Raw genomic sequence first — 26,444 nt, forward strand, 5'->3', positions numbered from 1 at the left:
GGAGTATGACATGGCGGGTGACGGTAAAAAGATTGATCCCACTTGGCGAACTCAAACAAAGTTAGTCCGAGGCGGACTGGGGCGGAGCGAATACCGCGAAACTGCCGAGGCAATATATATGACCTCGGGTTTCGTGTACGATTCTGCGGAAGATGCAGAAGACGCATTTAATGGCAGTGCTGACCGTTACATCTATACACGCTATGGCAATCCAACAGTAGCATCTTTCCAAAAACGAATGTGTTTGCTCGAAGGAGCAGAAAACTGCACGGCAACATCAAGCGGCATGTCGGCAGTTTTCTATTCACTCCTGGCGCTTTTAAGAGCAGGCGACCGTTTAGTTGCTTCAAAAGCCTTATTCGGATCATGTGATTATATCGTTTCAGAATTGCTCCCCCGCTATGGAGTGGAAACAGAGTTGGTCTCCGGGACAAATATAGAACAATGGGAAAGGGCACTCTCTAAACCAACTCAGGCTGTGTTTGTTGAGACACCCTCAAACCCGACGCTCGAGATCATCGACTTACCAAAAGTAGCCGAGTTGGCACACACGGCCGGGGCAAAACTCGTAGTTGATAATGTGGTTGCAACACCAATTTTGCAGAAGCCACTCAAACTTGGTGCCGATGTTGTTATATATTCAGCGACAAAACACATTGATGGTCAGGGACGTGCCTTGGCAGGGGCTATTCTCGGCACTCAAGAGTATTATGAGGAATGTCTACAGCCATTCATTCGTCATACCGGGCCGTCCTGCAGTCCGTTCAACGCGTGGCTAATGTTAAAGGGGCTTGAAACGTTAGAACTTCGCGTAGAACGCCATTGTAGAAATACAACTGACGTAGCACACTGGCTAGAGAAACAGCATGGAATAGATAATGTCATATATCCTGGTCTTCAAAGTCACCCACAATATGATATAGCCAAGAAACAAATGAGCGGCTCTGGGTCGGTTTTATCATTTCAACTGGAAGGCGGCAAAAAGCGCGCTTTCTCAGTGCTCAATGCTCTTAAAATGATAGACATATCAAACAACTTGGGTGACACAAAAAGTATCGTTACACACCCGGCGACCACTACCCACCAAAGATTAACACCCGAGGGACGGGGCGAACTCGGCATTACTGATGGGCTAGTAAGACTTTCAGTGGGGCTCGAAGATCCGCAGGACATCAAGGACGATTTAGCCCAAGCATTGGCTCGATAGTTACTTTAGGCAACTTGCGCTCCAGCAAGATGTGTAACCTGAAACTGCTCTACGTGTTTAAGTGCTTTCAGAGCTATTGCAATGTTGCTAAGCTCGGCAAAAACAGGAATGCCGACACCCAAGGCCATCTCCGTGTATTTTGTCTTGCTCGCCTCCACATCAGGGTTTCCGTCAGAACGGAGGGCCAAAAGAAAATGGGATTGCCCGGGGTATTTCTTCTGGATTCGAAGTGCTGCGCCGATTAGATTTTCAAGCGGGTCAATCGGCCCACGCCCTACAAAAGCAGCCAGATTCAGATGCATCGCGACCGCATCCGGCTTAAAATTTGTATAAACGGCGTCCAGAACTTTTTCTGCAATAAGACCATCGTCCTGTTGCAACGTACCAACCGGCGCATCCACAGGGTTTGCAATTGAGGTGCCTGGCGGCATTTGTAAATCTGCCAGTGCCTTGATCGTATCCGCCTCAAATGGCTCTACCGATAAACTATGCCGAGCAAAATAATCGGTAGCCAGAACGCTGGTGCCGCCGCCATTGCCAAACATCGCGATACGATTAGTTGGACGTTCACTTCGTGGAGAAAGTACCTGTAATGCCATTAAACAATCAAGGAAGTCATCTAATGTTTCAGCAAGTACACACCCGGTTTGTCGTTCCAAAGCTTCCCATACCTGTTCATTGCCAGCGAGTGAACCAGTATGTGAAGCCGCAGCTTTACGGCCCTCCTCGGTTCGTCCACCCTTTAGAACCACAATCGGCTTTTTACCTTTTGCCCGATTAAGCAGTTCAAAAAAACGACGTCCATCCTGCACACCCTCTAAGTAGAGGCCAATCACCCTCGTTTGTTCATCGGCAAGGTAAAACTCTAATATATCATTTGGATTAATGTCAGCGCAATTTCCAACAGTTACGAGTCCACTGTAAGAAATTCCGCGCATTTGACCACGTTTAACTATATCAGTCCCAAGACCTCCCGACTGACTTATTACCCCAACATTCCCGAGGGTGCGCGGCGCGTTTTCAGGGAAAGTAAGACCTCCTCGCGGCGAATAGGTACCTAGACAATTTGGCCCAATTGCCCGACATCCACCAGAGCGCGCTGACTCAACTAGTTCCGTTTGTAACGCTACACCCTCTTCAACTTCACCAAATCCGCTAGATATTACCTGTGCATAGGCAACTCGCCCATTTGCAGCCTCTATCAATGGTGGCACAGCGCCAGAACTTATTGCGATATATGCATAGTCAACGGGGTCCGGTGTCTCGCCGAGTGATGGATATGCTTTCAAACCGTCAACCTCCGAAGCTTTTGGATGAATGGGATAGATACTTCCCTTGTAACCAAACTCCGTGACCCGTCGGATAAAAGTGTTGGCTATTGTATGTCCGGTGGCCGATGCGCCAATGACCGCGATAGTCTTCGGGTTAAAAAGCGGCTCGAACCTTTTTAGGACGCTCTTATCGGGAAGTGGCTCCTGTGCGGGCCTGGCTGCAGGTGTGTCAGCAAGAATAAATCTGGCATCTACGGCAACGGCACCACTGTTAGAAACTATTAACGGGTTGATATCTGCCTCAGCTATATCATCCGCCAATTCAACTAACAAGCCGCCAGCTCCACCCATTTTCATCATCACATCAATAATAGCATCTCGATCTGCTGGCGATCGACCACGCGCACCATCTAAAAGGGCTCTGCCTTTCAATTCGTTAAGCATTTCTGTCGCATCGGATCGATTGATCGGACACACCCGAAATGTTACATCGGACAACACTTCAACGAAAATACCGCCGAGACCAACCATAATCAGCGGGCCAAACTGGGGGTCTCGCACTCCGCCTACAACCACCTCTTGTCCGGTAGGCGCCATCTCTTCAACAAGATAGCCTTCCACCGTAGCTTGAGCTATCGAAGGCTTCTGCGCCATTTCAGTAATTGCAGCTTTAACTTCTTCCGAGTCCTGCAGCCCAACCGCAACCCCCCCAGCGTCGCTCTTATGCAAAATATCAGGGGACACCACTTTTGCCACAAGCGGAAACTTGAAACCCTTTAATGCATCTGTGACTTTCCCAACATCACTGACCACAGTACTCTTCGGCACTGAAATACCATATTCTGAAAGCAACTTCTTGCCGTTCCCTTCGTCCAGCGCCGCTTGGCCGGTATCCCTTGCTTTCTTAATTATTTCTGTATTTTTCATTTTTTCCTCAGTAACTAGTTGGCCAGGTGCGCATCAGATGCTCTCCGACCCCATTAGTCTTACGCAATTGGTATACATCAAGCATTCTTATCAAATAGTCCCTAGTCTCCTCAGGTTTGATAATATCCTGCACAGCAAAGATTGATGCCATATCCCATGGTTCTATATCCTGCTGAATTTCCGACAGTGCCTCGTTGTAACCATCATCACCATCCTCAACCCCATGCACTATTCGCGTTGCGAAACGAGGGTCCATGAAACTTACCTCAGCACTTGGCCATGCGACGAGGTCATCAGAATGCCGGCCGCCGCCCATAGCCACATAAGCACGACCATAACTCTTGCGCATGATGACAGTCAGAGTAGGCACAGTAAGGAGACATGTAGAGTTCATAAAATTCATTATTCTTCCAGGTGCTCGCTTCTTTTCTGCCTCAACACCGATAATGAAACCTGGCGTATCTACTAATTTAATGATTGGAATGTTAAAGCTGTCACACATAACTTGGAAATCAGTACACTTCTCGCATGCATCTGTATCCATTGCACCGCCACGATGCAGAGGGTTGTTCGCAATCACACCAACAGTTTGGCCTCCTAAACGAGCTAAGCACGTAACGACGGCCTTACCAAAGCGGCGTTTCATCTCGAAAACACTATCTTTGTCTACGATGGCATCAATAATCTTATGGACATCATACACTTGGCTCCGCTTATCCGGTATAATATCCGCGATATTTTTCATTTCTGACCCTGAGCCTTTGGTCACAGCTTCTTTTGGTGGTGCCTCCATGTTGTGTGCGGGCATGTAACTCAGGAATTTTTTTATAGAATCTAATGCTTCCTCATCTGTATCCACCACCAGATCAATAAGTCCAGTTGTATCAGCGTGAAGTCTCCAACCACCAAGCTCTTCGAGATCAACCTCGGCGTGTATAGCCATCGATATTAACCGTGGACTTGAAACAGCCATAGTCGAGCCCTTACGCATAACCGCAAAATCAGAACAACATGAAAGCCATGCGGAAGAACCAAACGAATAACCTAGTGCTGCAGCACACCATGGCGTATCTCTCATTCGCTGAAATTGTGTGATGTCGTTACCGAGTAGGGCTCCCATACCCTTCGAACCCATAGCATCGGGTAACCGCGCGCCAGTCGATTCGCCAATAAAAATGACTGGCATACCACATTCAGTGGCATATTTGCGGACATGACCTACTTTTTTTGAGTTTGTGGCGCTGGTAGATGAGCCCTTAACCGTAAAATCATTAACACTCACTGCAACTTCACGGCCGTCGACTTTTCCAAACCCCGTTACTTTTCCATCTGCCGGGGTTTTCCCTTTATCAGAGGGGTTTACGCTTGCTTCACCTAACAGGCCAGTTTCAATAAAGGTTCCGTCGTCCAGCAAATATTCCATTCGCTCACGCGCGTGCATGACACCTTGTTGTTTACGTTTAGCAAGCTTTTCAGGCCCTCCCATACCCAATGCTTTTTTTCTTCGGCTCACCAAGTCCTTTGTCAGCTCACCTAAGCTTTTTTCTGAAACGCCCATTTTATACCCCCCAATTCCGCACTTTTTTAGTTACCGATAGATAATGCAATGGATTGAAAACCGCCACCGTGTACTTTGAACATTTTTACGGAAGATAAAGCCCGCCATTTACATGAATCGTTTGTCCGGTTATGTAAGATGCCTCCGGTGTACAAAGATAGCGTATCATACTCGCTGGCTCTTTTGGACTACCCTCGCGTCCCCATAAGGGCGTGCTTCCTGAGGGATGTTGAATGCGGGTATCGCGAGAAGTACCCTGCTTCGTGTTTATATTACCCGGAACCACACAGTTAACGCGAATGCCAAAGGGTGCAAGTTCTACCGCAAGTCCTTTAGAAAAGCCAATCACACCTGCCTTTGCTGCTGTTACATGACAGCGTTCAACATGCCCTTGATGTGCCGAAACACCACCCATATTAATTATAGCTCCGCCCCCAGCCGCTTTTATGTGCGGGACCGCTGCATGAGTGCAAAGAAAAGCCCCCTCTAATATAACTTTATGTGCATCTCTCCATCTTTCTAATGTCATGTCCTGAAACGCAAAATGCCGCCGTACTGCGGCACTATTTACAAGACAATCGAGACGCCCTAGGTTTTTTACAGTGTCTGCTACAAATTTACGAACTTGCTTTTCGTCTCGTACATCCATCAAACGATGGAAACAACGAGACCCACAAATGTCGACCAGTTGGGCAGTCTCGTCTAGCCCATCCTTATTTTGTAATGTGCAGATAGAAACATCTGCACCTTCCTCAGCCATCATTACGGCTGCTTCCCGGGCGATATTGTTAGCCGCGCCCGTTATCATCACTACTTTTCCTCGGAGTTTTCCCTCTTTCTTCATAATCGTTATTACCTATTCGAGTTCATAACCATGTTTCCTCAAAAATTTTGAGAATTCAGGTCGCTCGGGCAACGAGAGTTGACGAGTTACATTCTCCGACCATGAACAAAAATCACTAACTCCATAAATATCCACATGTCGTTGTTTTTCAGCTGCTATCGGTTCTCTTTTATGTCGACGCTTATCATACGTGCTCACCAGCTTGGCTAGATCCTCATCAGAATATTTGTCCCAATGAACAACCACATCTTGAGGTAACCGCATCGAAATACGTGGCTTCGGATATTTTGGCCAACCCAACGCCAGACCTGCGATTGGAAAAACGCCTGAAGGAATTGAAAGAATTTTTGTTACGGAACTCAAATCATTTCTTATTTGACTGATTGGACAACAGCCGAGCCCTACACCCTCAGCAGCACATATGAAGCACTGCATTGCTAAAGCCGCATCAACAACTCCATTCATAAAAGTATCAAGATTATTATTCTGATGTTTGTGCCCACGCAATTTAGCCAATTTCTGATTGCGCCTCATGTCTGCACACCAAGCCATAAAGACCGTTGCATTCGTCGGCCAAGTAAGGCCGCTATTCAATTTTCCTAATTTTACAAGCCGATTTTTTTCTGTAACGACAATGACGGAATATTGCTGGAGGTCTGATTTGGTCGGCGCTGATTGCGCGCATGCCATTAGAGTTTTCAGCATACTGACATTTACCGGTTTATCGGTAAAATGTCGTTGAGATCCTCTTCCCAAAATTTTTCTCAAAATATCTGAGGACTCTATTTCGATGCCAAAGTCGACCTCAATCCCGTATCTGTCGGCTAGCAATTGGTTTGTAGACTTCATTGTTCGTTGATTACCTTTTAACTGTAGAGTGTTCTTTGGATTAAACAGTTTCATTTATATCAAGGCTGGCTAAATCTGCGATGGCAGGGATGTCCAGGTGTTTTTCCAAGTGCTCAGCCAATCCATCTAACGTTGCCTCCACCACATTTTCAAAATTAACATTCCCACGATCCTGTCCAGTAATTTGCGATAAAAGATGGCTTCGGTAGATATCATTATTGAATAAGCCATGTAGGTAGCAACCCATAACTCGCCCTAGTGAGCATATAGAACCTCCATCTAGCTGCTCACCGGGTAGAGCTAACAACATTGGGTGAGAAGTGCCTGGTCCATTTGTTTGTCCCATATGCATCTCATACCCAGAGATTATGTGATTGCCGTCTGCAGTGGTTCCCTTTGCTGGTAGTAGTGTCTTATCGCCTGCGATAATCGTTTCAACATCGAGATAACCAAGCCCCTTGCTTGTTCCAGCTGGGCCCTCCACGCCATCAGGGTCAACGATCTTTTTTCCTAGCATCTGATATCCGCCACAAATGCCAATAACCCAACCTCCTCTACGAACATGGGCATCAATATCGACGTCCCAGCGCTCCTTGTATACGAGTTCGAGATCGGAACGGGTTGATTTTGAACCCGGCAGTACGATTAGGTCTGCGTCGCCGGGCAGCGCATCTCCTGGGCTTACAAATTCCACAGAAACTCTTGGTTCTATGCAAAATGGGTCTAAATCATCAAAATTAGCAATCCGCGAAAATACAGGCACCGCAATTTTAACCACATACTCGGCCGCTGTCCGCGCAGGCTGTTGAAGTCGAACGGCATCCTCAGCGGGCAATTTTCCCGCTTCCTTCAAATAAGGCACAACACCAAGACATGACCATCCTGTTCGATTTTCAATCTCAATCGCGCCCTTGTCAAATAGACTCTTATCCCCACGGAATTTGTTGATGATAAATCCTACAACACGCTTACGTTCGCTATCGCTAAGAACTTCGTAAGTACCAACTAAGTTTGCGATAACCCCCCCACGCTCAATATCAGCAATTAAGATGACAGGGGTGTCAGATGCCTCAGCAAAACCCATGTTTGCAATATCGCCATCTCGCAAATTTATTTCGGCTGGGCTGCCTGCCCCCTCCACAACCACAACGTCTGCTTGATCTGATAACAAAGAGAAACTTTCCAAAACCGGCCCCAAAAGAGTTGGTTTTATTGACGCATAATCACGTGCTTCAAAATTCCCAATAACATGCCCTTGAACCACTAACTGAGCCCCGATTTCAGTTTGAGGCTTGAGCAAAACCGGGTTCATATGCAAAGATGGTGAAACCCCACATGCGCGAGCTTGCAATGCCTGAGCCCGCCCAATCTCACCGCCATCCAAAGTTACGGCCGCGTTATTTGACATATTTTGAGGTTTGAAGGGACGTACGGTGTATCCTCTCCGCATGAGAACACGGCATAACCCCGCCGTAATAATGGATTTACCAACCTCAGAGCCTGTGCCCTGTACCATGAATGCAGGTGCACTCAAAATTCTATGCCTTTCTGGGCCATCACATTTTGCTCACGAAAGGGATGCTTTATTTGCATCATTTCCGTTACAAGGTCAGCAATCTCTATCAATTCTGGCTTAGCATTACGACCAGTAACAATGAGATGCAGATCTTTTGGTTTTCGTTTGAGCTCTTTAATCACCTCTTCCAAGGGCAAATAGCTATAGCGCAAAACGATATTGAGCTCATCTAACAAGATCATGTCATACTTGGGAGAAGACCCGCGCGCGTCATCTATCATTTTCTTGGAGACTTTCCATGCGGCCTCAGCAGCAGCAATATCGCGAGCCCGATCTTGCGTATCCCACGTAAAACCCTCGCCCATTGTGCGTATATCAACTTGCTCGGGAAATTTTTCCAACACATGCCTCTCTCCCGTTTCCCATTTCCCTTTCACAAATTGAACTACTCCCACACGCATTTGGTTCCCAACGGCTCGCGCAACTAATCCAAATGCCGCAGTAGATTTTCCCTTTCCTTTCCCAGTGTGCACAATGAGAAGTCCTTTTTCGACAGTCTTTGTGGCGAGCATTTTGTCACGGACAGCCTTGCGCTTTTTAGACTTTTCATTAGCACGATTATTTAATTCCTCTTCACTCAGGTGCTTTGGCATAATATTTATTCCCCTGCCCAACGGCTTTGCTATCGGTTAGAGCCATAAGTGTCGCAGGCGCAGAATTTAATTTTGGCTGCCATAGGCCCCGATCTAAGGCTTCTAAGAAGCGCTTCGCTATTTCCCCCAGCGCATCAGCGTTCGATCCTTTAAGAAATGTTAGCACTTTGTCATCCTCTATATACGCATCAAAAAGGAGATCAAAATGTTTGTCCTTTACAGCGCCGGTGGTTGCAGCAAAAGCAAAAAGGTAGTCCACTGTTGCCGCTATTTCGAAAGCTCCTTTATATCCATGCCTCATTACCCCAGAAATCCATTTCGGATTTGCCCCTCGGGCACGAATAGTTCGAGCGATTTCCTCATCAAGGGTGCGTATTTTTAAGTTTTCAGGACGAGAATGATCATTATGGTAAGCGACAGGCTTACTGCCAGAAGTATGCTCAACTGCTGTAATCATGCCTCCTTCGAATTGATAGTAATCGTCTGAGTCTAGTAAGTCGTGCTCGCGATTATCCTGGTTATGCAACACCGCCTCAATAGCTTTTAAACGACGTTCAAGCTGGCTCTTGGCTTTAACTCCGCTCGTTCCGCCGCCGTAGGCATAACTACTCCATGCTATATATGCTTTTGCAAGATCATCCGATTTTTCCCAACCGCACTCGTCAATCAATGCTTGCAAGCCAGCGCCATATGCGCCGGGCTTGGAGCCAAAAATCCGATAGGCAGAATGTAGGTCAGCAGTCTTGGGGTCAATCCCTATCCGAGTCATTTCTCTTTTTTCTCTCTTCACGGCAGCCGCAATTGGGTTGTCTTCGGCGTTTTCTTCTAGTTTGGCCACCGCTCTTACCGCTGAGTCGAATAAGTCAATCTGCGCCGGAAATGCATCACGAAAAAACCCGGATATACGTAAAGTGACATCAACCCGTGGCCGTCCCAAAACATCAAGCGGCATAATCTCAAAATTAGTCACTCGCCGGGATACTGGTTCCCAGACTGGCCGCACCCCTAACAAAGCTAAAGCTTGAGCTATGTCATCACCACCTGTCCTCATATTTGAAGTTCCCCAAACCGACAGCCCAACGTGCTTGAGCCATTCCCCATGGTTCTGAGCATGACGCTCCATAATTAGAGCGGCAGATTTCCAGCCCAAGGTCCAAGCTGCCGGCGTAGGAACAGCGCGCGTATCAACGGAATAAAAATTCCTCCCAGTAGGCAAAACTTCTGGCCTTCCCCTACTCGGCGCTCCCGAGGGGCCCGGCAAAACAAAGTTTCCCCTGAGTCCGGAAAGTAACCCATAAATTTCAGAATTCCCTGAGGACAAAACTGCTGGCCGCAAAGAGGAATCAATCTCAGCTAGCACTTCCCCCGAAGATTTCCACTCTTTTGGTACTTGAGTATTGCCAGAAACTAAACTTGAGGCCAAATCCTCTATGTGCTCTACAAGGTCTCCCTGAGTGCGAATATGTATGCCATCAATCTTATGCCCATCCCATACTTCACCCATGTTACAATCAAGAGGATCAAAACCCACTAGACCCAAATCATTCGCTAAAGCACGATGCAAAGACTGGCGTTTGGCGCCCGGAACGCGAGCTAAGGCAACTAGAAGATCGGTCAATTGACGGTCTGTTGGCGCCTTGCCAAAAACATGAAGGCCGTCCCGTATCTGTAATTCTTTAAGCTCACATAAATAAGCGTCGAGCTTCGAGAGGGCACTCGCCGGCTCCTCATCCAGAGATATTCCGCATTCCTCGGAAATACCAAGTTCTATACTTTTTTCAATTATTGACTCACCAAGAATATCGCAGCGCCCCGGATCAATGCCTGCTGCATCGAAGTATTCATCGATCAGCTGCTCTAGTTCGGCCAACGGCCCATATATTTCTGCACGAGTCAGAGGCGGAGTAAGATGATCAACTATCACAGCTTGCGCCCGACGTTTAGCCTGGGCACCCTCACCTGGATCATTAACTATAAATGGATAAAGATGCGGTATTGGTCCGAAAACCGCTTCGGGAAAGCATTCATCGGAAAGTGCTGTGGCCTTTCCCGGAAGCCACTCGAGGTTTCCATGTTTACCAAAATGGATTACTGCATGCGCCCCGAAGTGCTCTCGGAGCCAAAAATAAAAAGCGAGATATCCATGTGGAGGTGGCAAATCAGGATCATGGTAGCTGGCTTTAGGGTCTATATTGTAACCGCGCGCTGGCTGCAACCCTATAACGAGTTTACCACAGTGAAAAACTGGAACAGCGAAACTTTTCTTTTGAGATAAAAAAAAGGAATCGTTGACTGGATTACCCCATCGTTCTTCTATCTTACATTGCGTCACCGCCGGCAATCTCTCGAATGCTCGAATATAATCCTGCAATGGGAGCACAGCTTCTATGTTTCGTCCTAAAACTCCTACGTTTGTCGGTCCAGCTAGCAATTTTGCTATCAGTTGGCTTCCATCCAAATTAGGATCGGCTATATCATAACCCGCTTCAGCTAAAATATTGATGACATGGCTGACGCTTGCGGGAGTATCGAGGCCAACTCCATTGCCAATCCGTCCGTCACGGTTGGGATAATTAGCCAATACAATTGCGATGCGGCGCTCCTTTGTTGGCGTTTTAGAAAGGCGACACCAATTGGCTGCCAATTTAGCGACGAATTGAACACGATCACGCTTTGGCTCATAGTTGACGGTCGAATGCTCTGTCAGTGGATCGTGTTTAGCTTGATCTTTAAAGGAGATAGCCCTCGTGATTATACGTCCATCAACTTCAGGAAGAGCAACATTCATGGCGATATCGCGTGGTGACAAACCTTGTGTATTTTTATGCCATGCCTCCTTGGAGCCACCCGAAAGAATAACCTGGAACACGGGGCAATTACAGCCTTCCAATGCGGACGACACGTGAGCAGTTCCAGGCGTAGAAGCGGAAAATCCTGTAGTATTGAGAATCACCTGCGGTGGCGCATCAGCAAAGATCTGCTGCAGGATCTTATCCGACAAAGGGTCTTTAAGACTCGAAATAAATAAAGGAAGAGGTGACAACTCCTCAGCCTCTAGCGCTTTAATAAGCTGTAGAATAGGCTTTAAGTTCCCTGATTGAAGGTGGGCACGATAGAAAACAATTGCAGCTACTTGGGCTTCCACTCTCCAATTATTCGCTATCGTAGCCAAGTCCACAGAATCTATACCTGGCCAATAGAGCCCCGCTCTCAAAAGAGGTCTTGGCTCACGCCATTGTTTAGAACCGTCGAGTATTGAGGAGGCAAAATTTAGAAATTCGCGCGCATTCTCTGATCCACCATGCACAAGGTACTGCCAAAGCCGGTGGCAGCTTTCCGAAGGTAAATTTGAACGTGAGGTAAGACCTTCATCAGGTTGATCATCTCCGGGAAGAAATACAAGTGCCGAACCATTTGAAGCACACATACTAGAAATCTGTTCAACACCATATTGCCAATAGCTAACGCCACCTAAAAGTCGCACTATAATAAGTTCCGCTGCCTTCACCATCTTTTCACAGTACAGATCAACTGACATATTGTGTGAGAGCTGCATTACGTTCGCAAGTCGGAGAGAGGGGAAGTTCGCTCCAAAACTCGCTCGCGCAGCTGAAACGACCGCGAGATCTGTATCTGCAGCGGACAGAAATAATATTTGTCCCGGCGACTGTCCTAGATCGATCGCTTCTGAACCATCAGCCATTACGCCCGGCTGGGCATTTAGAAGATGCATTCTAGCCCGCCAATTCAGTAAGAATTGCTGCCTTATCTAAACCACGTAATCCAATAACAACCAATTCAGTGTGGCAATCTTCGCCGGATTTCCAGAATCTATCGTAATAGAACGAGAGATTTGTCCCAACTCCTTGAATCACAAATCTAAGAGATTTCTTTTCAATGGCAGCAAAGCCTTTGACTCTAAGAATATCATGGTTCTTGACGAGTTGCTTGATGCGTTGCTCAAAAGCTTTGGCTGATGGCAGGACACCTAATCTTATTGAGAACGATTCGAATTCATCGTGAGTATGGCTATGCTCCATCTCATCATGATGAGAAAGTCTCGTTTCTAAATGTTTTTCTGCAGTTGCTTCAAGTCCCAGAAGCAGTTGAGTGTCAACCCGACCGTATACCGTATTGATTATCTTAGCATTTGGCCTAGCAGTGCTTTCAACTATTTGCATAGCTTTGACCAACTCATGCTTGCCCATAAGGTCTGTCTTGTTAATCAACACTATGTCAGCACTACCCAGCTGCTCTTCAAATAATTCCTCTATAGGGTTCTCATGATCTAGTTTGCCGTCACCAGATAGACCTTCTTCAAAAGGCTTGTCGCTTTCTGTGAATGACCCTGCTGTTACTGCGGGTCCATCAACAAGGACCACAACCCCATCTACTGTGACTTTAGACCGCACCTCAGGCCAATTGAAAGCTTTAACTAAGGGTTTTGGTAAGGCAAGACCTGATGTCTCGATTATTATATGATCAGGGGGATCTGAACGGGAAATTAACCCGTTCATAGCCGGGATGAAGTCATCTGCTACGGTGCAACAAATGCACCCATTGGCCAACTCGACAACATTTTCGTCTTGGCATTCGGAAATGCCGCAACCTTTTATAATTTCGCCATCAATGCCAAGATCGCCAAATTCGTTGATAATCAACGCCAACCGAGTTCCAGCAGAATTTTGCAAAATGTGCCGGATCGTACTGGTTTTACCAGCCCCTAGAAACCCGGTTAAGACCGTTGCCGGTATTTTACTTTTTAAACGCATAAGTTCAAACCTCCTACGGAGCCTTAAGCAACTGAGGAATGCCGGCTGTCACCAGGACAACGGATGTAGCCTCCGATGCTAATAACTGGTTCATTTGACCAGCAGCGTCACAAAATTTTCGCGCTAATGCATTCTCGGGGATTATTCCTGATCCAACCTCATTTGAAACAAGGAAAACGTTACCTTCGGCCTGCCTTAGCTCTAATGCCAGCTTGGATACGGATCCTTCAACATCGTGATCTGCAAGTATTAAATTAGTAAGCCATAGCGTGAGACAATCAATCAAAATAGCAGACTTTCTATGAGCCTTTAGCACACCAACTAGATCGATTGACTCTTCCACTGTCTGCCATGTAGGTCCGCGTCGCTCTCGATGCCGTTTAATACGCTTAATCATCTCGGGATCACCGGGTTCAGCTGTAGCGATATAAACTGGTTGCTGCGATACATTTTCTATGCACCGCTCAGCATAACGGCTCTTACCCGAACGCGCACCACCCAACACCAACGTTATCGCCGGTAATGCTCTGTTTGTAGACAACTTCTAAACAGACCCAGTTAGGAAATGACTTGCCCGAAAAGTGTAGCAGCACCAAATCCACCTATGGTCATGCCTGCCATTCGTACACCAAAGTCTGTTCGGCTAAACTTTGGCCCTAAGTATCGGAATCCACAGTACACCAACGCACCAATGCAAAACTGCACAAGACTAAAACCCATAAGGTATGCACCGAGCACCGAGCCCTCTGCTCCTATAATTGCCTCGCCATATGCATAACCGTGGAAAAGACCAAATATGCCAATTGCTGGTCCAAACACATATTTCGATAACGCATAGCGATAGGCGATTATGACCCCCGCTAAGATAACAGACGATGCGATAATTGGTTCAACTAGGGGCAAATCGAGGGAATTAATATGCATAATGCATCCTACCAAGCAGCCTACAATGAAAGAGCTCAAAGCGGCGAGACCGCTCGGGAACAGCGCACTTATAAAACCCAACCCAACAACAAAAGCTAAGTGATCTAAACCAATAATAGGATGCCCAAACCCTGAAAGCAGTCCTTGAAGAACCGTTTGAGGTGTTTGAAAATCCATCGGATGGTGCGCCTCCGCTGGCCCGATGCCAAACCCAAAAATACTGAAGACAAGAAATGCTAAGGCGAACTTTTGCAAAAATGACTTTGAAAAAAACATATCAACACTCCCAACGAACGTTGTTTCACCGCTAACGCCATTTTTCTCCTCCCGATTCGCCAAATTTGACCTCGTGGATTGTGCTCGTACACCCCGCCGAACAGATTTGCGATAGCGCGTCAACGGTAGGTATACTGGCTCACGGGTCATCGCCCACATCCTGCCTTCCCAGGTTTCCCCAGTGGCGTATGTTGGATGGGGCTCTCCGCCTACAGTTGCGGGGGCAGCCACGGCTTTGATCTTCTAAAAGAGATTTAGAAGACCGCACCGTGTTCCCTTGACACGTTCGATCATGGGAACCATTGACAACCAACTTGTATCGAAAGGGGAAGGCCTTTGTCAACGAATGGTGAAACGAAATCTACCTCGCCACCATTTCAATGTTTTACCGAAATGCCGGCTTCTACGTTACCAAGACATGGAGGTTCAATCGCACTTGCTGAAAAAGTATTCGGGGTGCCCACTGAAGGTTGGTTGGATCTTTCAACAGGTATTAATCCCGATTCATATCCGTTCTCTGAAGTGCCTAATGAGCTATGGCAGAAACTTCCCGACACAACATTGACAGACGCTTGTATCGATATAGCAGCCAAATATTTTGGTTGCAATTCACGCGACTACATCGTGCCGGGTCCTGGGACGCAAGCCTTGATTCAATGGCTACCCTGGTTGCGGTCCCCTAGCAAGACGGGGATTATTGGGCCAACGTACACAGGGCATGCGAGTGCTTGGCAAGCTGCGGGCCACGAAGTAATAGAAATTACCGACCTTCCAAATTGGGGCGATTTTGCAACAGTAATAGTCACTAATCCAAATAATCCTGACGGCAAACAATTTAAAGCCGAAGACTTGGCTTCACTATCAGAGAGACAAGCTTATGGCGGAGGGTTTTTAGTTGTTGACGAGTCATTTATTGACGCATCCCCAACCAACAGTGTTTCCGGGATTACAGGGAATAAAGGTCTGATCGTTCTGCGTTCTTTTGGCAAATTTTTTGGACTTGCTGGATTACGTTTAGGTTTTGCATTAGCAGACATAGAAACTGCTGAAATCCTGCGTAATGCATTAGGGCCATGGCCGGTAAGTGGACCAGCCCTTGAGATTGGAAAACAAGCGATGGCTGATTTGAGCTGGCAAAAAAACATGCGCATATCGCTCAAAAAACGTTCTAAAAAGATGACAGAACTTCTAGATCTCCATAATTTTGAAATTTTAGGAGGCACTTCATTATTCCTTTTAGGTGGCCACCCTAATGCCCATAGTCTCTATCGCCACCTAGCGAAAAGTGGAGTGCTCACACGAGCCTTTGAAGACCAGCCTGATCGCCTTCGTTTTGGAATTCCAAGAGATGAGAATGATTTTATTAGAACCGAGCGCGCTCTCTCTCAATTTGAGAGGGAAAACTAGCTTGGCGGATTTTCCGCCAACATTCCACCTACTCTCACTGCCCCATGAGATGCATTTGTTTGGCCGGGTAACGCGTGCCTGTCGCCGCACCCAAAGGAAAGGCTTCTTCGAGAGCAACAATTTCCTCGACACTTAGATCAGCAGTGCAAGCTTCAATATTTTCCCGCAGGTGCGCAGGGTTAAGGGTGCTAGGTATTGGCACAATATCGTCTCCTTTCGACAATAACCATGCTAAAGCAACTTGGCTCTGCGTCAAACCACGCACTTTGGAGATTTGGTCGATCGTTCCAAGTAACTTTGCATTTTGTTTTAAATTCTTTTCTTCAAACCGTGGATGATCGTTGCGCCGATCACCCTGAGCAATATCTTCAGAGTTACGAATACTGCCAGAGAGAAATCCGCGCCCTAAGGGTGCGTATGCGGTACATGCAATCCCCAACTCACGACAGGTTGGCAAAATATCTTGTTCTATCTCACGCGTCCAAAGTGAATACTCAGTTTGTAACATTGTAATTTTTGCAACCTTTGCTGCACGCCTTATCGTTCCAGCTCCCGCCTCACAAAGCCCGATGTACCGAACTTTGCCCTGTTCAACCAAGCGGCTCATAGCACCCACTGTGTCTTCAATGGGCGTCTCCGGGTCAACACGGTGTAGCGTATAAAGATCGATTATATCTACACCAAGACGCTCGAGGCTCGCCTCACATGCGCGCTGTACATAATCTGGCTTTCCGTTCGTTCCTCCCCGTTCACCATTGGGACCTCGAATATTGCCGAACTTTGTTCCAATTGTAACTCGATGTTTGTCTTCGCCCAAATTAATGCCCAGAAATTCCTCATTGTGCCCGTTACCATAGGCATCGGAAGAGTCAAAAAAACTAATCCCTGAATTAACGGCTAAAGACAAAATTTTGGCTGCACGTTCTTCATCTCTTGGGCGATACCCTCCAGATAGTGACGCACAGCCAAAACCTAGGGCAGAAACGTTCAGGTCTGTTCCCCCGACTTTCTTTGAGATCATAAAAGCGTACCCCTTACCAGTAAGTTTGCATTAGCCTTTAAGCGGGTCCTTGCGTTCTGGCATAGTAAAGAATCCGTGCAACACATGAACTGCGCGATGACGATTATATCCAAGCCATGTTGAATGAGCCTGCCCCGCCATAGTAATAAGAACTTTATCTCTCGTTGGTAGCTTTTCATAAAAAGATATAAGATCCTCCGGTGAAGCTATCCCATCGTGCTCTCCACGAATGATCATTACAGGACAGGAGATTTTTTCTGGGTTACATACTGGTAAATTTGCACACATATCGAGATAAGTTCCCGTGGGCACGAAACCACCAAAACGACTTTCGGATTTTGCCATAGCCATGGCTACATCTTTATCTGCTAATCCATCGATATCTCGACTAAAGATGGTCTCAAAGAATTCTCGATTGACAGGGCGTTTATTCGATGATCTCCACTGATCGAGCTTCTTAGACCGCTCTGCCAAAGTTGGCGACCCTTTACCTGTCCACACCATGGCTCCGAGAGCTAATCGCGCGACCCGCTCTGGGTATGCTTCGGCGAATGCAGCTGCTCTCAGCGCTCCTGACGATTGCCCCGAAAATAAAAAAGACGAGACGCCAGTCTCTGTCATGATAATATCGGTCGCTGCTTTCAAATCCTCAACTCCCGATGCGATGTCAGAATTTGCTCCCTCGCGTAGCCCTGAAAAACCATAACCCTCGTGATCCATACTCCAAACGTCGTAGCCAAGCCTTGCAAACGTATTCATCAGTGAGTAGTCCTCACGGCCTGGCACCTCAAGATCGTGACCAGTGATGCCAGCATAGGAGGATCCGTGCACAAAGAATGCTATTGGTTTGGGACTGCCATCCGCCGAAGTAGATGCTAGCTGTCGGCGAAATATATGTAGCTTAATGCTATCTTTTTCTGCCCAGTATTCTTTCCGAATAAATTCATCACCCATTTCTTTCATCCTTATATAACGCCTGCACTACAAGTTTTTTCAAATCTCAAATCAAAATGAAGTCGAATGCACCTAAGAGCCTGCAACTATCAGCGCCGTATCACGCTCTGCACAGAAATGTGAATAGGATTCGATATTCCTTAAATGACACACGACATCGGCTTTTGAATTAATTCTTATTTGGGGAATTATTGAGAAATTCTATAATTACCTCAAAGCCCTCGCCTTCTATGCTATTAATCTCGATGTTACCGCCGTGGCGTTCAACCACCTCCTCATGCACAAAAGCAAGACCCTGTCCTGTACCATCACCATATTCTTTTGTTGTAAAATAGCGTTCAAAAATTCGACCTTTGATATGTTCGGGAATGCCAATACCGTTGTCTTCAATTGTTAATTGAATGTTATCTCCAATCCGCTCCGTACGCAGTCTTATCCTGCCTGCTTCGGGTTTTCTCTCGCTAATGGCATGAGCAGCGTTGACCATTAAATTTAGCACTGCCTGGATGAGCGCGCGCTCATCCCCGATAATTTTTGGAAGGTTTTTGGCAAGGTCAAGCTCAATATTAGCAACATCTTTCCATTCGCCAACACCAATTGTACATGCGCGTTCAACTATACGATTTAGGTCAACGGGAATCATTGCTCTGTGGGTCGGGCATGAAAAATCCCGTATTGCCCTAACTAAAGTCAAAACTTGGTCAGTACCTTCAATTGCTTGATCCAATGCAGAAGGTAATTCCTTGCGTATGAAATCGATGTCCCTTTGTTTATATTCTGTTCGATATTTAGAGATTATATCATCCAACGATTTCTCACTCTTCATACGATCGACTAACTGGTCAATCACGTCAAAGATCATGAGAAGGTCTTTGGTTGCTTTGCGGCAATAACGGAGATTATCTCCTACATATTGGACGGGAGTGTTCATCTCGTGAGCAATCCCTCCAGCAAGCTTACCCAAATTTTCCATTATATAATGCTGTTTAATTCTATTTTCTCGTTGTGAATTTTCGCCTCCAACTTCGATATGTTCCTTAATTGGAGTTTGGTCCTTTCCATCAGCACTTTGTTTCTTTTCAGCCATTATTTATTTCCACCAAATTCAAAGAGGGTCTGAATCTCATCGAGGCGATCTTCAATCTGAAGTGGGATAACCTGTGCGAACGTATCGAGAATCGTCAATGCGTTAAGTTCTGAAAACTCACCGGACGCACGCAACCTCTTGGCTATAGACGAATTCACAATCGACATTTCCGAGTAAAGAGACGCAAGATTTGACAAGTTTAAACCACTGGTATCGCCGCGTTTAACCTTGAAATATTGGTGTAAAAGAAAACCCCCGGTTATTCTGGTTAAAGTCTCCTCTGCTGTTGCAAGAGGCAAATGAAAGCGTGCCATGGGCTTCAAATAATCCGTGTGCGGGCAGGCACTGGTGGCTATTTTCAGACCCATTAATGAGCTAATCGCCTCTTGAGACGTTGTTTTTTTGCCAACCCATCGCTCCTCAGAAATTACCACCATTTCAACTTCAGAGTGCGAGACCACCTTGCCAACACGTCTAGCGATGTCGGCCAGGGCTACAGCAGTTGGACAGTTTTCTGATTCTTTCTTTTCTAGAGGACAATTTGGGCATTGTTCAAAATCGAGTTTAGCCCATTCTGGTATCACACTGGGCGGTGGCGCTGACGAACGCCCGGTAAGTCTATCAATTACAATATCAAATTTTTCTGTGTGTGAGCTATCAAACTGAAGAATGTACCTAATCTTGGTAGAGGCGGTTCCTGCAGAGCCCATCATAACCATCCTCAATCGTTAAGTCGCCATTTATCACTCAGGATAGGTAAACCCACAATGACTGCTTGCTTTATGACTTTAATTTGCGGAGGTTGACTTTGAAATAGCATCTGCATCAGGTTCCGGCACCGAGATCAAATCACAAATAAAGTTGTAAAATTTTTCCATATTATCAGCTTTCGGCCTTGGATAATTTCCGTGGTTCGTCAGCGATTTCCATGCATTATTAACATGCCCAAAACTTCCAACGCACGTGCCCAATTGCTCAAAATGAACGGGAGCATTATTTAAAAAAGTGTGAAATGGTCTAGGGTCTTGGTGTCGAATCAGGTTCACATATGACTCATCATAATCTCTCATGATAGCGCAAGCCTTCTGATATGCGGTCCGAAGCACTGATTTTGCCCTTTTGCGCACATTAAGGATATCGGCAGCGTGGTTTGGGCCCATCAAGCCTATGTCGCTCGGGTAGGAGTTTTCACTTCCCAGCCAACTGAGCATATTGAGATAATCTGTTCTAAATTCATTAAGCATGTATTCATAATACGATATGCCCTTCCAAGCGAGGAGAATAGTATCTTCCTGATCCAATGGAATTCCCATCTCTTGGAATACTCTGCTAGTTCCCTCGTTTGTTTCTGTAAGCCAGATTGCATCCTCCAGCTCAAGCGCCGTTGCATTGATCTTATCGCTTTTGATTCCGGAATTAGCCGCAAGTTGAACTAGTTGACGCGCCTTTACCGAAATTATTGCACGCACCTCGCTAGCTGTGGATGCTGCAACAGCAAAATGCTTATCGCCAACAGACCGTATTTTTTGAATATACCCCCGCTGAGACATAAGCATAAAAGGGTCAAACGTTGGAGTTTTATTAAACACATCAAGCACGCAATTATCGTGGCTTGAAAGTTGCACCCGTTCTCCCCCATAGTAGTCTGTTAGATATTGGTCCAATTTGCCTGAGATTTCAAAGGAGGCCCCACCTTCAAGAATATTTTCGTCATTAAAAGCCATTAGGAATCGAGTTGATGTGTACATCAAGCCGGTACGATGATCCGTCGACACCTCTTTAAAAAATACCGAGTCTCTGAGAATTGGGGAGTCGAATAGATCCTCTACTTCAGCATCATCATCCGCAGCCACAGCTGCACCCCCAACCATTTCTTCTTCCTCTTCCTCACCCTCACCCTCCACTTCAATCTCTGTAGGGTTAAAGCAAAGGTACTTCCCTGAGCTTAGCAAATAAAATAGAGTTTCACGGTCCATGTGTATTTCAAAAATGAAGTTGTTAAAATGTATTTATTATCGGCATAAATGCATAAATAACATATTTTATAGTATAGAAAAGTATTTTATTTTCAAAATTCATGTAAATCTTTTATTCATTTTTATTTTCACTCTATCTAATCAAATTAGCAAGCCAACAAAATCTACATACCGGTTTTTGTAATCAGAAAATCGACATTAGTGACTTGAATGTTGCGGCCAACTATCCGTATTGCGCCAGCCTTACGAAATTTATCTAACGTAACCGTTACCCATTGCCTAGTAGCCCCCACCATACTAGCAAGTTCCTCGTGAGTAAGGACGCGGCTAATTATAGGATTATCATTTTCCACAGGCCCCTCTGACTGGGATAGGATTAGCAGAAGTTGGGCAAGTCTCTCAACTACCGATCGCGTTCCCAACATTTGCAAGAGGGCCGAGTAACATTTACCCTTCTGAATTGATCCTTCTAAAAGGCAAACAGCTAAAATATTCGACTTCTCTACCAAACTACGGAAAGCGTCACCTCCCAGTTTTAAAAGCTTACAATCATCAGCAGCAATACCAGACCAAATATGGTGCCCCCCACCAAAAATTTCCGGGCCGCCTACAAAGTGGCCACGAGACCAATGGGCGAGGGTAATCTCTCGGCCGTTAGGACCGACATAGAAAGTTCGGACCACCCCCGTCTCAATCAAAAATATACCGTTATGCTGCTCCCCTTGACTGAAAACCGTATCGCCAGCCGACACCTGCAACTCTATGCCAATATCTTTAAGCTTTTTGTATACACCCGGCCCCATACGAGAAAATAAAGATGCGGACTTACCGTCTGCAGGTTCCTCAGCTAAGATTAGTGCTGAGGGCCCTTTTTCTCCTGAGTTATTCTCTCTGTTGATGTCTGTACCGTCGTCTTTAATCGAAAATGATGTTTTCTGTGCCATAATATTTTTTTCGCCGTATTTTATCATGGTGCAGACTTAAGAACGCGAGCCTGCCTTGCTATATATTGCGCCAAATTTTTTATCTCTTCCGTTGTTAACGCCTTCGCAATTTTTTGCATTACACCATTGTTATCATTCATGCGTCGACTTTTACGGAAATCACTGAGTTGCTTTTGCAAATAACCAGCATGCTGAGCTTTTAAGCGCGGAATGATAGGATCGACACCGTGGCATTGGCCGCAACCCGGAATCCCGCGACTGGGATCACCACGCTTAAAGAGATTTTTGGTAATCTTTGAAACCTTAGCGTTATTACTTGAAGGTTCTGGGGCTTGTAATTCACTAAAATATCGAGCCGCTTCTAGAAGTTCAGGCATTGATTTTGCCTCAGTCATTCCTGACATCATACCACCATCATTTCTACGGCGTTTCATTTTGAAATCTCGAAGCTGCTTTGCGAGGTAATCGTATGGCTGACCTGCTAGCTTTGGAAATTTTGCCATATGGCTATCACCATCGACACCATGGCACATTGCACAAGTTTCCCAAGCCTGCAAACTTCCAGTATCGATCATGTCTCCCCTCACCATACTATTAGCAAATCCAATCACCCCAAAAAACATGCCGAAGAGTACAGGTTTGTATTTTATTATTTGTGAGTGGGTCAATTAGTGGCCCATGTGGCTGTGCGATTTAGGAATGTCATTCGATCTCTTAACCACAGCTGAGAAGCTCTGGCTTGCGCCATCCAAAAAAACCAATATCATTTTTATTTTATCTCCCATTTTTATCCCAGTGACCGGATTTAGGAGCATCAGATGTAGGCTCCCTGGCATTAATTTAATTTCTCCGCCTGCTGGAATCGTAAGGCTTTTTTTTTTCCTCATAGTAGCCACACCATTTTGTACTTCAGATTGATGAAGTTCTACTTTTTGATAATCTGGACTTCTTACAGAAATAAATGTTACGGAATGTTTTGATTTATTTTTAAACACTCCATACCCTGCATGGGCTTTCGCGTTAGGAGGAGCCTCCCTCACCCAGGCGTCGCGCACTTCGAGTTTATCCGCCGCTAAAAGCGACGAATTAAAAAAGAAAATGCCTAATGTTATTGCCAAAATGTAGTGCATATTGCCGGCGCCCCTTAAGAAACTTGCCTATGTGACAATTCAGGTGAATATTTTTTTTGTAATAACATTATTATAAAGGTGGCGCGTTAGTTTTCTGAAATAAAGAAATCATTTTTTGAAAACGCGCAGCAGTAACATGGGGTACAAGAGGCGGGTTAAGGCTCTCAACCACATGACCTAGCGGATCAACCACAAATACCTCTGCGCTGTGGTTTACTCTGTAGGTATTATCATCCTTTTTTGGAACAAATTCATAGAAGCCCCCAATCCCCTTAACGAATTGATCAATCATTTTTTTTGTGCCGGTGGCTGCACGAAACTTAGGATTAAAATGCCTTACATAATTCCTGAGATCTGCAATTTTATCTCGATTAGGGTCAACGGATATTAGCAATACAGTGGGTATGTCTTTTGGCACAGCATGTTCCGAAATTTTGTCATGAACGGCTGAAAGATTTGCTAGAGTAAATGGACAAACATCGGGACAGGAAGTGAATCCTAACAATACTAAATGCCACTTTCCTTGGAACGATGACGGGCTAAGTTGCCTACCCTCATCATCAACAAGATTTATAGAGGTGAGTTTCTTTACCTTTTTTGAACCGACACCGATCACCTTCGGTGAAAGTCCAGCTTTAATAGCATTAGGTGAGGCCAAATATTGTCGTGCCAGGTTAACCGACACTCCAATTACTATTATGATTGCAGCGGACCACAAAAATATTTTAAGTGAGACTAAATTTCGCCAATTCATTCCAAACTGTTGCCTTACCTCTTTTTACTGCTCAATTCCGGATTCTGTTGTTCAAAAGCGCGCATGCTTTCTGCCTTTATAATTTCAATGCATTGTTTTTTTGAATCAATGAACTCATCTTTGGTTGTCATCTCCAACGTGCGGGGACGTGCCAGTTCAATATCGATATCAGCGATAATCCGACCAGGCGATGCACTCATTACCAGAACACGATCAGCGAGGAAAATGGCCTCATCGATGTCGTGAGTGATGAACATGACAGTAATGCGAAACTCCGACCAAATTTGCAGCAGGTTCTCCTGCATCATAACGCGCGTCTGGGCATCCAAAGCACCAAACGGTTCGTCCATCAACAAAACGCTTGGGTAGTTTGCCAGCGCTCTTGCAATACCAACCCTCTGCTTCATTCCGCCTGAAAGTTCCGCAGGATACCTGTCTGCATAGTCGTAGAGACCAACCATTGACAAAAAGGTGTTAGCGGTTCCTTCGGCAGCAGCACGGCCTGAGCCAGTCTGCAACGGACCAAATGCAACATTTTCCCTGATTGTTTTCCATGGGAACAAGGAATACTGCTGAAAAACCATTCCCCTGTCAGGGCCAGGTTTCTCAACTATGTTCCCGTCAACAGATACCGAACCCTGTGTAGGCGAAATGAAACCTGCTACCGCATTCAATAAAGTGGATTTGCCACACCCTGATGGGCCGAGTATGCACACAAACTCGCCAGGCATGATTTTGATGGAAGTGCTGTCGATTGCAATATTTTTCACCCCGTCACGCTCAAATATCACACTAACATCATCAATAATAATATTGCCCTGTTTCAGCTTCTTCATGACTTTATCGCACTGGATAGGACCTTCTTCCTTAATGAGCTGTAACATTTAACAAATTACCTTATTTTATTATTCATTGCAAAATTGTTCGCCGAGAATTTTTTTGCTCACGTGTCAAATTAAAAATACCGATAAACAATAAGGCAAATCCTGCCATTGATAAAATTAAGCCCGCGGGCTCTAGCCATAATGCAGTAGATGCACTCAACCCAAGCATAGCGAGGCTCACCACCCAAGTAGATGACGCACAACAAACTACCCAGCTTAAGGTTGCGCTAGTGAACCCCACAAGGAATGCCCCGCCACCAACAGCTGAGGCATCCCGAATTTTACATTTTGGAGAAAACTTTACCGCACCCAAATCAATCCAAAGCACAATCGCAGCACCGACCATCATGCCTGCCAAGCACTGCAATATTAAATAGGATGGAATTATGTTGAGACTCCACTCCGAAATGCCGTGACCGTAGTCATAATTCATAAATCCAATCTCGAGTAACCATTCATCGCGAATTATTGGCAGTGTATCTACGATATCGGGGGTTTCACGCAGAATGGTGAAAACGTTACTGATATAATCGTAAAACGTAACATAATTAGGAAAATTATCGAAACGTATGACCAGCATCGCCAGCAGGAAAAGATAATAAAGCAAGACAAAACCGGCTGTTGATGCAAGCCAGACAAGTTTTTGGTGGCGAATTACAGCAAAGACTGTTTTCAAACCCGATATCATCGGCCGGTCTCCAGTGCCTGCCAGCGCAGCAATGGGCGAGCCAATAATCGTATCAAATATGTAGACAATGTACCCAAGGCGCCGATTATCAGCATGCCAACAACAATATCTGTGTATTTGATTAAGGAATAAGCGTTCCACGTAAAGTAGCCAATCCCATACTGGCCAGAGATTATTTCACCCGCTAATAATGAAAACCATGAAACACCCATCCCGATCGCAAGCCCCGCAGCAATACTGGGCAAAGCTGCCGGGAACACAACGTGCCAGAAGATTTCGAAGTTCTTAGCTCCCAATGAGCGCGCCGCCCTTACTAAAATCTCCGGAGTAGCTTCAACACCTTGTATCGTATTCAAAATAATAGGGAAAAAAGCGCCAAGAAATGTAATAAAAATGATGCTGGATTCTTCAGTTGGCCAGATAAGGATTGCTAATGGTATCCACGCAACAGCTGGGATAGGCCTTAATATTTCTACATATGGAATACAGAAGTCCTCAGCCATCCGGAAGCGTCCCATTAGTAAACCAATTAGAATGCCCAAGACAGCTGCCGCCGTATATCCAATAAGAATGCGTTTCACACTGACAATAATATGAATGTAGAATTCTTGGGTCTGAGCATGGTGAATGAAATTAAGTAGCACCAGAAGTGGCTCTGGTACATTCTCGAAATTCACCCCATTATTGAAATCATATTCTGTTAGGTAATGCCAAACCGCAATAGCTGAGATAATTGCCATGATCCGAATGGTCCAACGCGACCTCACCACTCTGGAAAAAACTATCTTTTCCCACACACTGG

At 45.7% G+C, this 26,444-nt stretch carries 24 protein-coding genes and 1 riboswitch; of the genes, 2 read left to right on the forward strand and 22 right to left on the reverse strand.

Features of this window, described 5'->3' with window-relative positions; genetic code table 11:
* Nucleotides 1–10 precede the first annotated feature (10 nt).
* A complete protein-coding gene (metZ, locus tag VX941_01370) occupies nucleotides 11–1,207 on the forward strand; it encodes an O-succinylhomoserine sulfhydrylase (GenBank protein ID MEE2932057.1) in 1,197 nt (398 codons plus the stop codon).
* A gap of 5 nt (nucleotides 1,208–1,212) precedes the next feature.
* Here metZ and VX941_01375 read toward each other — a convergent pair whose 3' ends face one another.
* From VX941_01375 to VX941_01420, 10 genes are all read right to left on the reverse strand, one after another.
* Nucleotides 1,213–3,405 carry an acetate--CoA ligase family protein gene (locus VX941_01375; GenBank protein ID MEE2932058.1) on the reverse strand — a complete coding sequence of 731 codons (2,193 nt, stop codon included), beginning with the start codon at nucleotides 3,403–3,405 and terminating at the stop codon, nucleotides 1,213–1,215.
* Nucleotides 3,406–3,412: 7 nt separating this feature from the next.
* On the reverse strand, nucleotides 3,413–4,963 hold the full coding sequence (locus VX941_01380; GenBank protein MEE2932059.1) for a carboxyl transferase domain-containing protein: 1,551 nt from the start codon (nucleotides 4,961–4,963) through the stop codon (nucleotides 3,413–3,415).
* Between the two features lie 85 nt (nucleotides 4,964–5,048).
* Nucleotides 5,049–5,807, reverse strand: coding sequence for an SDR family NAD(P)-dependent oxidoreductase (locus VX941_01385; GenBank protein ID MEE2932060.1), 759 nt, complete (start codon nucleotides 5,805–5,807; stop codon nucleotides 5,049–5,051).
* Nucleotides 5,808–5,819: 12 nt separating this feature from the next.
* Nucleotides 5,820–6,656: a nitroreductase family protein gene (locus VX941_01390; GenBank protein ID MEE2932061.1), complete on the reverse strand. Its 837-nt coding sequence runs from the start codon at nucleotides 6,654–6,656 to the stop codon at nucleotides 5,820–5,822.
* A 40-nt stretch (nucleotides 6,657–6,696) separates the two neighbouring features.
* The gene (locus tag VX941_01395; protein MEE2932062.1) at nucleotides 6,697–8,172 is read right to left on the reverse strand and encodes a cobyric acid synthase; all 1,476 of its coding nucleotides are present in this window, start codon (nucleotides 8,170–8,172) and stop codon (nucleotides 6,697–6,699) included.
* 14 nt (nucleotides 8,173–8,186) lie between these two features.
* Nucleotides 8,187–8,825, reverse strand: a complete 639-nt coding sequence (gene cobO, locus VX941_01400; protein ID MEE2932063.1) for a cob(I)yrinic acid a,c-diamide adenosyltransferase — start codon at nucleotides 8,823–8,825, stop codon at nucleotides 8,187–8,189.
* Nucleotides 8,806–12,558: a cobaltochelatase subunit CobN gene (gene cobN / locus VX941_01405; protein MEE2932064.1), complete on the reverse strand. Its 3,753-nt coding sequence runs from the start codon at nucleotides 12,556–12,558 to the stop codon at nucleotides 8,806–8,808. The genes cobO and cobN overlap by 20 nt, the downstream gene beginning before the upstream one ends.
* 1 nt (nucleotide 12,559) lies before the next feature.
* Nucleotides 12,560–13,597, reverse strand: a complete 1,038-nt coding sequence (cobW, locus tag VX941_01410; GenBank protein MEE2932065.1) for a cobalamin biosynthesis protein CobW — start codon at nucleotides 13,595–13,597, stop codon at nucleotides 12,560–12,562.
* 13 nt (nucleotides 13,598–13,610) lie between these two features.
* Nucleotides 13,611–14,138, reverse strand: coding sequence for a bifunctional adenosylcobinamide kinase/adenosylcobinamide-phosphate guanylyltransferase (gene cobU / locus VX941_01415; protein MEE2932066.1), 528 nt, complete (start codon nucleotides 14,136–14,138; stop codon nucleotides 13,611–13,613).
* Between the two features lie 17 nt (nucleotides 14,139–14,155).
* Entirely contained in the window at nucleotides 14,156–14,947 is a 792-nt protein-coding gene (locus VX941_01420; protein ID MEE2932067.1) for a HupE/UreJ family protein, read from the reverse strand.
* A riboswitch (cobalamin riboswitch) is annotated at nucleotides 14,904–15,116 on the reverse strand. Its footprint overlaps the gene before it by 44 nt.
* 17 nt (nucleotides 15,117–15,133) lie before the next feature.
* On the opposite strand from VX941_01420, the gene cobD reads away from it, so the two are divergent.
* The gene (gene cobD, locus VX941_01425; protein MEE2932068.1) at nucleotides 15,134–16,204 is read left to right on the forward strand and encodes a threonine-phosphate decarboxylase CobD; all 1,071 of its coding nucleotides are present in this window, start codon (nucleotides 15,134–15,136) and stop codon (nucleotides 16,202–16,204) included.
* Between the two features lie 34 nt (nucleotides 16,205–16,238).
* Here the strand turns inward: cobD and VX941_01430 are convergent, their stop codons facing one another.
* The 12 genes from VX941_01430 to VX941_01485 form a co-directional block, all read right to left on the reverse strand.
* Nucleotides 16,239–17,225, reverse strand: a complete 987-nt coding sequence (locus VX941_01430) for an aldo/keto reductase (protein ID MEE2932069.1) — start codon at nucleotides 17,223–17,225, stop codon at nucleotides 16,239–16,241.
* Nucleotides 17,226–17,255: 30 nt separating this feature from the next.
* Nucleotides 17,256–18,179, reverse strand: a complete 924-nt coding sequence (locus VX941_01435; GenBank protein MEE2932070.1) for an alpha/beta fold hydrolase — start codon at nucleotides 18,177–18,179, stop codon at nucleotides 17,256–17,258.
* A gap of 169 nt (nucleotides 18,180–18,348) precedes the next feature.
* The gene (locus VX941_01440; GenBank protein MEE2932071.1) at nucleotides 18,349–19,266 is read right to left on the reverse strand and encodes an ATP-binding protein; all 918 of its coding nucleotides are present in this window, start codon (nucleotides 19,264–19,266) and stop codon (nucleotides 18,349–18,351) included.
* Nucleotides 19,266–19,979 (reverse strand): hypothetical protein, encoded by a 714-nt coding sequence (locus VX941_01445; protein ID MEE2932072.1) that lies wholly within the window; start codon nucleotides 19,977–19,979, stop codon nucleotides 19,266–19,268. The genes VX941_01440 and VX941_01445 overlap by 1 nt, the downstream gene beginning before the upstream one ends.
* 75 nt (nucleotides 19,980–20,054) lie before the next feature.
* On the reverse strand, nucleotides 20,055–21,242 hold the full coding sequence (locus VX941_01450; GenBank protein MEE2932073.1) for a hypothetical protein: 1,188 nt from the start codon (nucleotides 21,240–21,242) through the stop codon (nucleotides 20,055–20,057).
* A 164-nt stretch (nucleotides 21,243–21,406) separates the two neighbouring features.
* On the reverse strand, nucleotides 21,407–22,186 hold the full coding sequence (locus tag VX941_01455) for a Crp/Fnr family transcriptional regulator (GenBank protein ID MEE2932074.1): 780 nt from the start codon (nucleotides 22,184–22,186) through the stop codon (nucleotides 21,407–21,409).
* Nucleotides 22,187–22,209: 23 nt separating this feature from the next.
* Nucleotides 22,210–22,854 (reverse strand): c-type cytochrome, encoded by a 645-nt coding sequence (locus tag VX941_01460; GenBank protein ID MEE2932075.1) that lies wholly within the window; start codon nucleotides 22,852–22,854, stop codon nucleotides 22,210–22,212.
* Nucleotides 22,855–23,316: a copper chaperone PCu(A)C gene (locus VX941_01465; GenBank protein MEE2932076.1), complete on the reverse strand. Its 462-nt coding sequence runs from the start codon at nucleotides 23,314–23,316 to the stop codon at nucleotides 22,855–22,857.
* A gap of 70 nt (nucleotides 23,317–23,386) precedes the next feature.
* Entirely contained in the window at nucleotides 23,387–24,070 is a 684-nt protein-coding gene (locus VX941_01470) for an SCO family protein (protein ID MEE2932077.1), read from the reverse strand.
* A 14-nt stretch (nucleotides 24,071–24,084) separates the two neighbouring features.
* Entirely contained in the window at nucleotides 24,085–24,906 is an 822-nt protein-coding gene (locus tag VX941_01475; GenBank protein MEE2932078.1) for an ABC transporter ATP-binding protein, read from the reverse strand.
* A 73-nt stretch (nucleotides 24,907–24,979) separates the two neighbouring features.
* On the reverse strand, nucleotides 24,980–25,642 hold the full coding sequence (locus VX941_01480) for a hypothetical protein (GenBank protein MEE2932079.1): 663 nt from the start codon (nucleotides 25,640–25,642) through the stop codon (nucleotides 24,980–24,982).
* A complete protein-coding gene (locus VX941_01485; protein ID MEE2932080.1) occupies nucleotides 25,639–26,382 on the reverse strand; it encodes an ABC transporter permease in 744 nt (247 codons plus the stop codon). The genes VX941_01480 and VX941_01485 overlap by 4 nt, the downstream gene beginning before the upstream one ends.
* Nucleotides 26,383–26,444 lie beyond the last annotated feature (62 nt).

The organism is Pseudomonadota bacterium (assembly GCA_036339585.1).
GTDB lineage: Bacteria > Pseudomonadota > Alphaproteobacteria > UBA8366 > UBA8366 > UBA8366.

What these genes read in the sequence shown, in the direction of transcription:
- metZ (MEE2932057.1), top strand. Translation starts at nt 11, where the DNA reads ATGGCGGGTGACGGTAAAAAGATTGATCCCACTTGGCGAACTCAAACA.
- VX941_01375 (MEE2932058.1), bottom strand. Translation starts at nt 3,405, where the DNA reads ATGAAAAATACAGAAATAATTAAGAAAGCAAGGGATACCGGCCAAGCG.
- VX941_01380 (MEE2932059.1), bottom strand. Translation starts at nt 4,963, where the DNA reads ATGGGCGTTTCAGAAAAAAGCTTAGGTGAGCTGACAAAGGACTTGGTG.
- VX941_01385 (MEE2932060.1), bottom strand. Translation starts at nt 5,807, where the DNA reads ATGAAGAAAGAGGGAAAACTCCGAGGAAAAGTAGTGATGATAACGGGC.
- VX941_01390 (MEE2932061.1), bottom strand. Translation starts at nt 6,656, where the DNA reads ATGAAGTCTACAAACCAATTGCTAGCCGACAGATACGGGATTGAGGTC.
- VX941_01395 (MEE2932062.1), bottom strand. Translation starts at nt 8,172, where the DNA reads ATGGTACAGGGCACAGGCTCTGAGGTTGGTAAATCCATTATTACGGCG.
- cobO (MEE2932063.1), bottom strand. Translation starts at nt 8,825, where the DNA reads ATGCCAAAGCACCTGAGTGAAGAGGAATTAAATAATCGTGCTAATGAA.
- cobN (MEE2932064.1), bottom strand. Translation starts at nt 12,558, where the DNA reads ATGCATCTTCTAAATGCCCAGCCGGGCGTAATGGCTGATGGTTCAGAA.
- cobW (MEE2932065.1), bottom strand. Translation starts at nt 13,597, where the DNA reads ATGCGTTTAAAAAGTAAAATACCGGCAACGGTCTTAACCGGGTTTCTA.
- VX941_01420 (MEE2932067.1), bottom strand. Translation starts at nt 14,947, where the DNA reads ATGACCCGTGAGCCAGTATACCTACCGTTGACGCGCTATCGCAAATCT.
- VX941_01430 (MEE2932069.1), bottom strand. Translation starts at nt 17,225, where the DNA reads ATGATCTCAAAGAAAGTCGGGGGAACAGACCTGAACGTTTCTGCCCTA.
- VX941_01435 (MEE2932070.1), bottom strand. Translation starts at nt 18,179, where the DNA reads ATGGGTGATGAATTTATTCGGAAAGAATACTGGGCAGAAAAAGATAGC.
- VX941_01440 (MEE2932071.1), bottom strand. Translation starts at nt 19,266, where the DNA reads ATGGCTGAAAAGAAACAAAGTGCTGATGGAAAGGACCAAACTCCAATT.
- VX941_01445 (MEE2932072.1), bottom strand. Translation starts at nt 19,979, where the DNA reads ATGATGGGCTCTGCAGGAACCGCCTCTACCAAGATTAGGTACATTCTT.
- VX941_01450 (MEE2932073.1), bottom strand. Translation starts at nt 21,242, where the DNA reads ATGGACCGTGAAACTCTATTTTATTTGCTAAGCTCAGGGAAGTACCTT.
- VX941_01455 (MEE2932074.1), bottom strand. Translation starts at nt 22,186, where the DNA reads ATGGCACAGAAAACATCATTTTCGATTAAAGACGACGGTACAGACATC.
- VX941_01465 (MEE2932076.1), bottom strand. Translation starts at nt 23,316, where the DNA reads ATGCACTACATTTTGGCAATAACATTAGGCATTTTCTTTTTTAATTCG.
- VX941_01470 (MEE2932077.1), bottom strand. Translation starts at nt 24,070, where the DNA reads ATGAATTGGCGAAATTTAGTCTCACTTAAAATATTTTTGTGGTCCGCT.
- VX941_01475 (MEE2932078.1), bottom strand. Translation starts at nt 24,906, where the DNA reads ATGAAGAAGCTGAAACAGGGCAATATTATTATTGATGATGTTAGTGTG.
- VX941_01480 (MEE2932079.1), bottom strand. Translation starts at nt 25,642, where the DNA reads ATGATATCGGGTTTGAAAACAGTCTTTGCTGTAATTCGCCACCAAAAA.
- VX941_01485 (MEE2932080.1), bottom strand. Translation starts at nt 26,382, where the DNA reads ATGGCAATTATCTCAGCTATTGCGGTTTGGCATTACCTAACAGAATAT.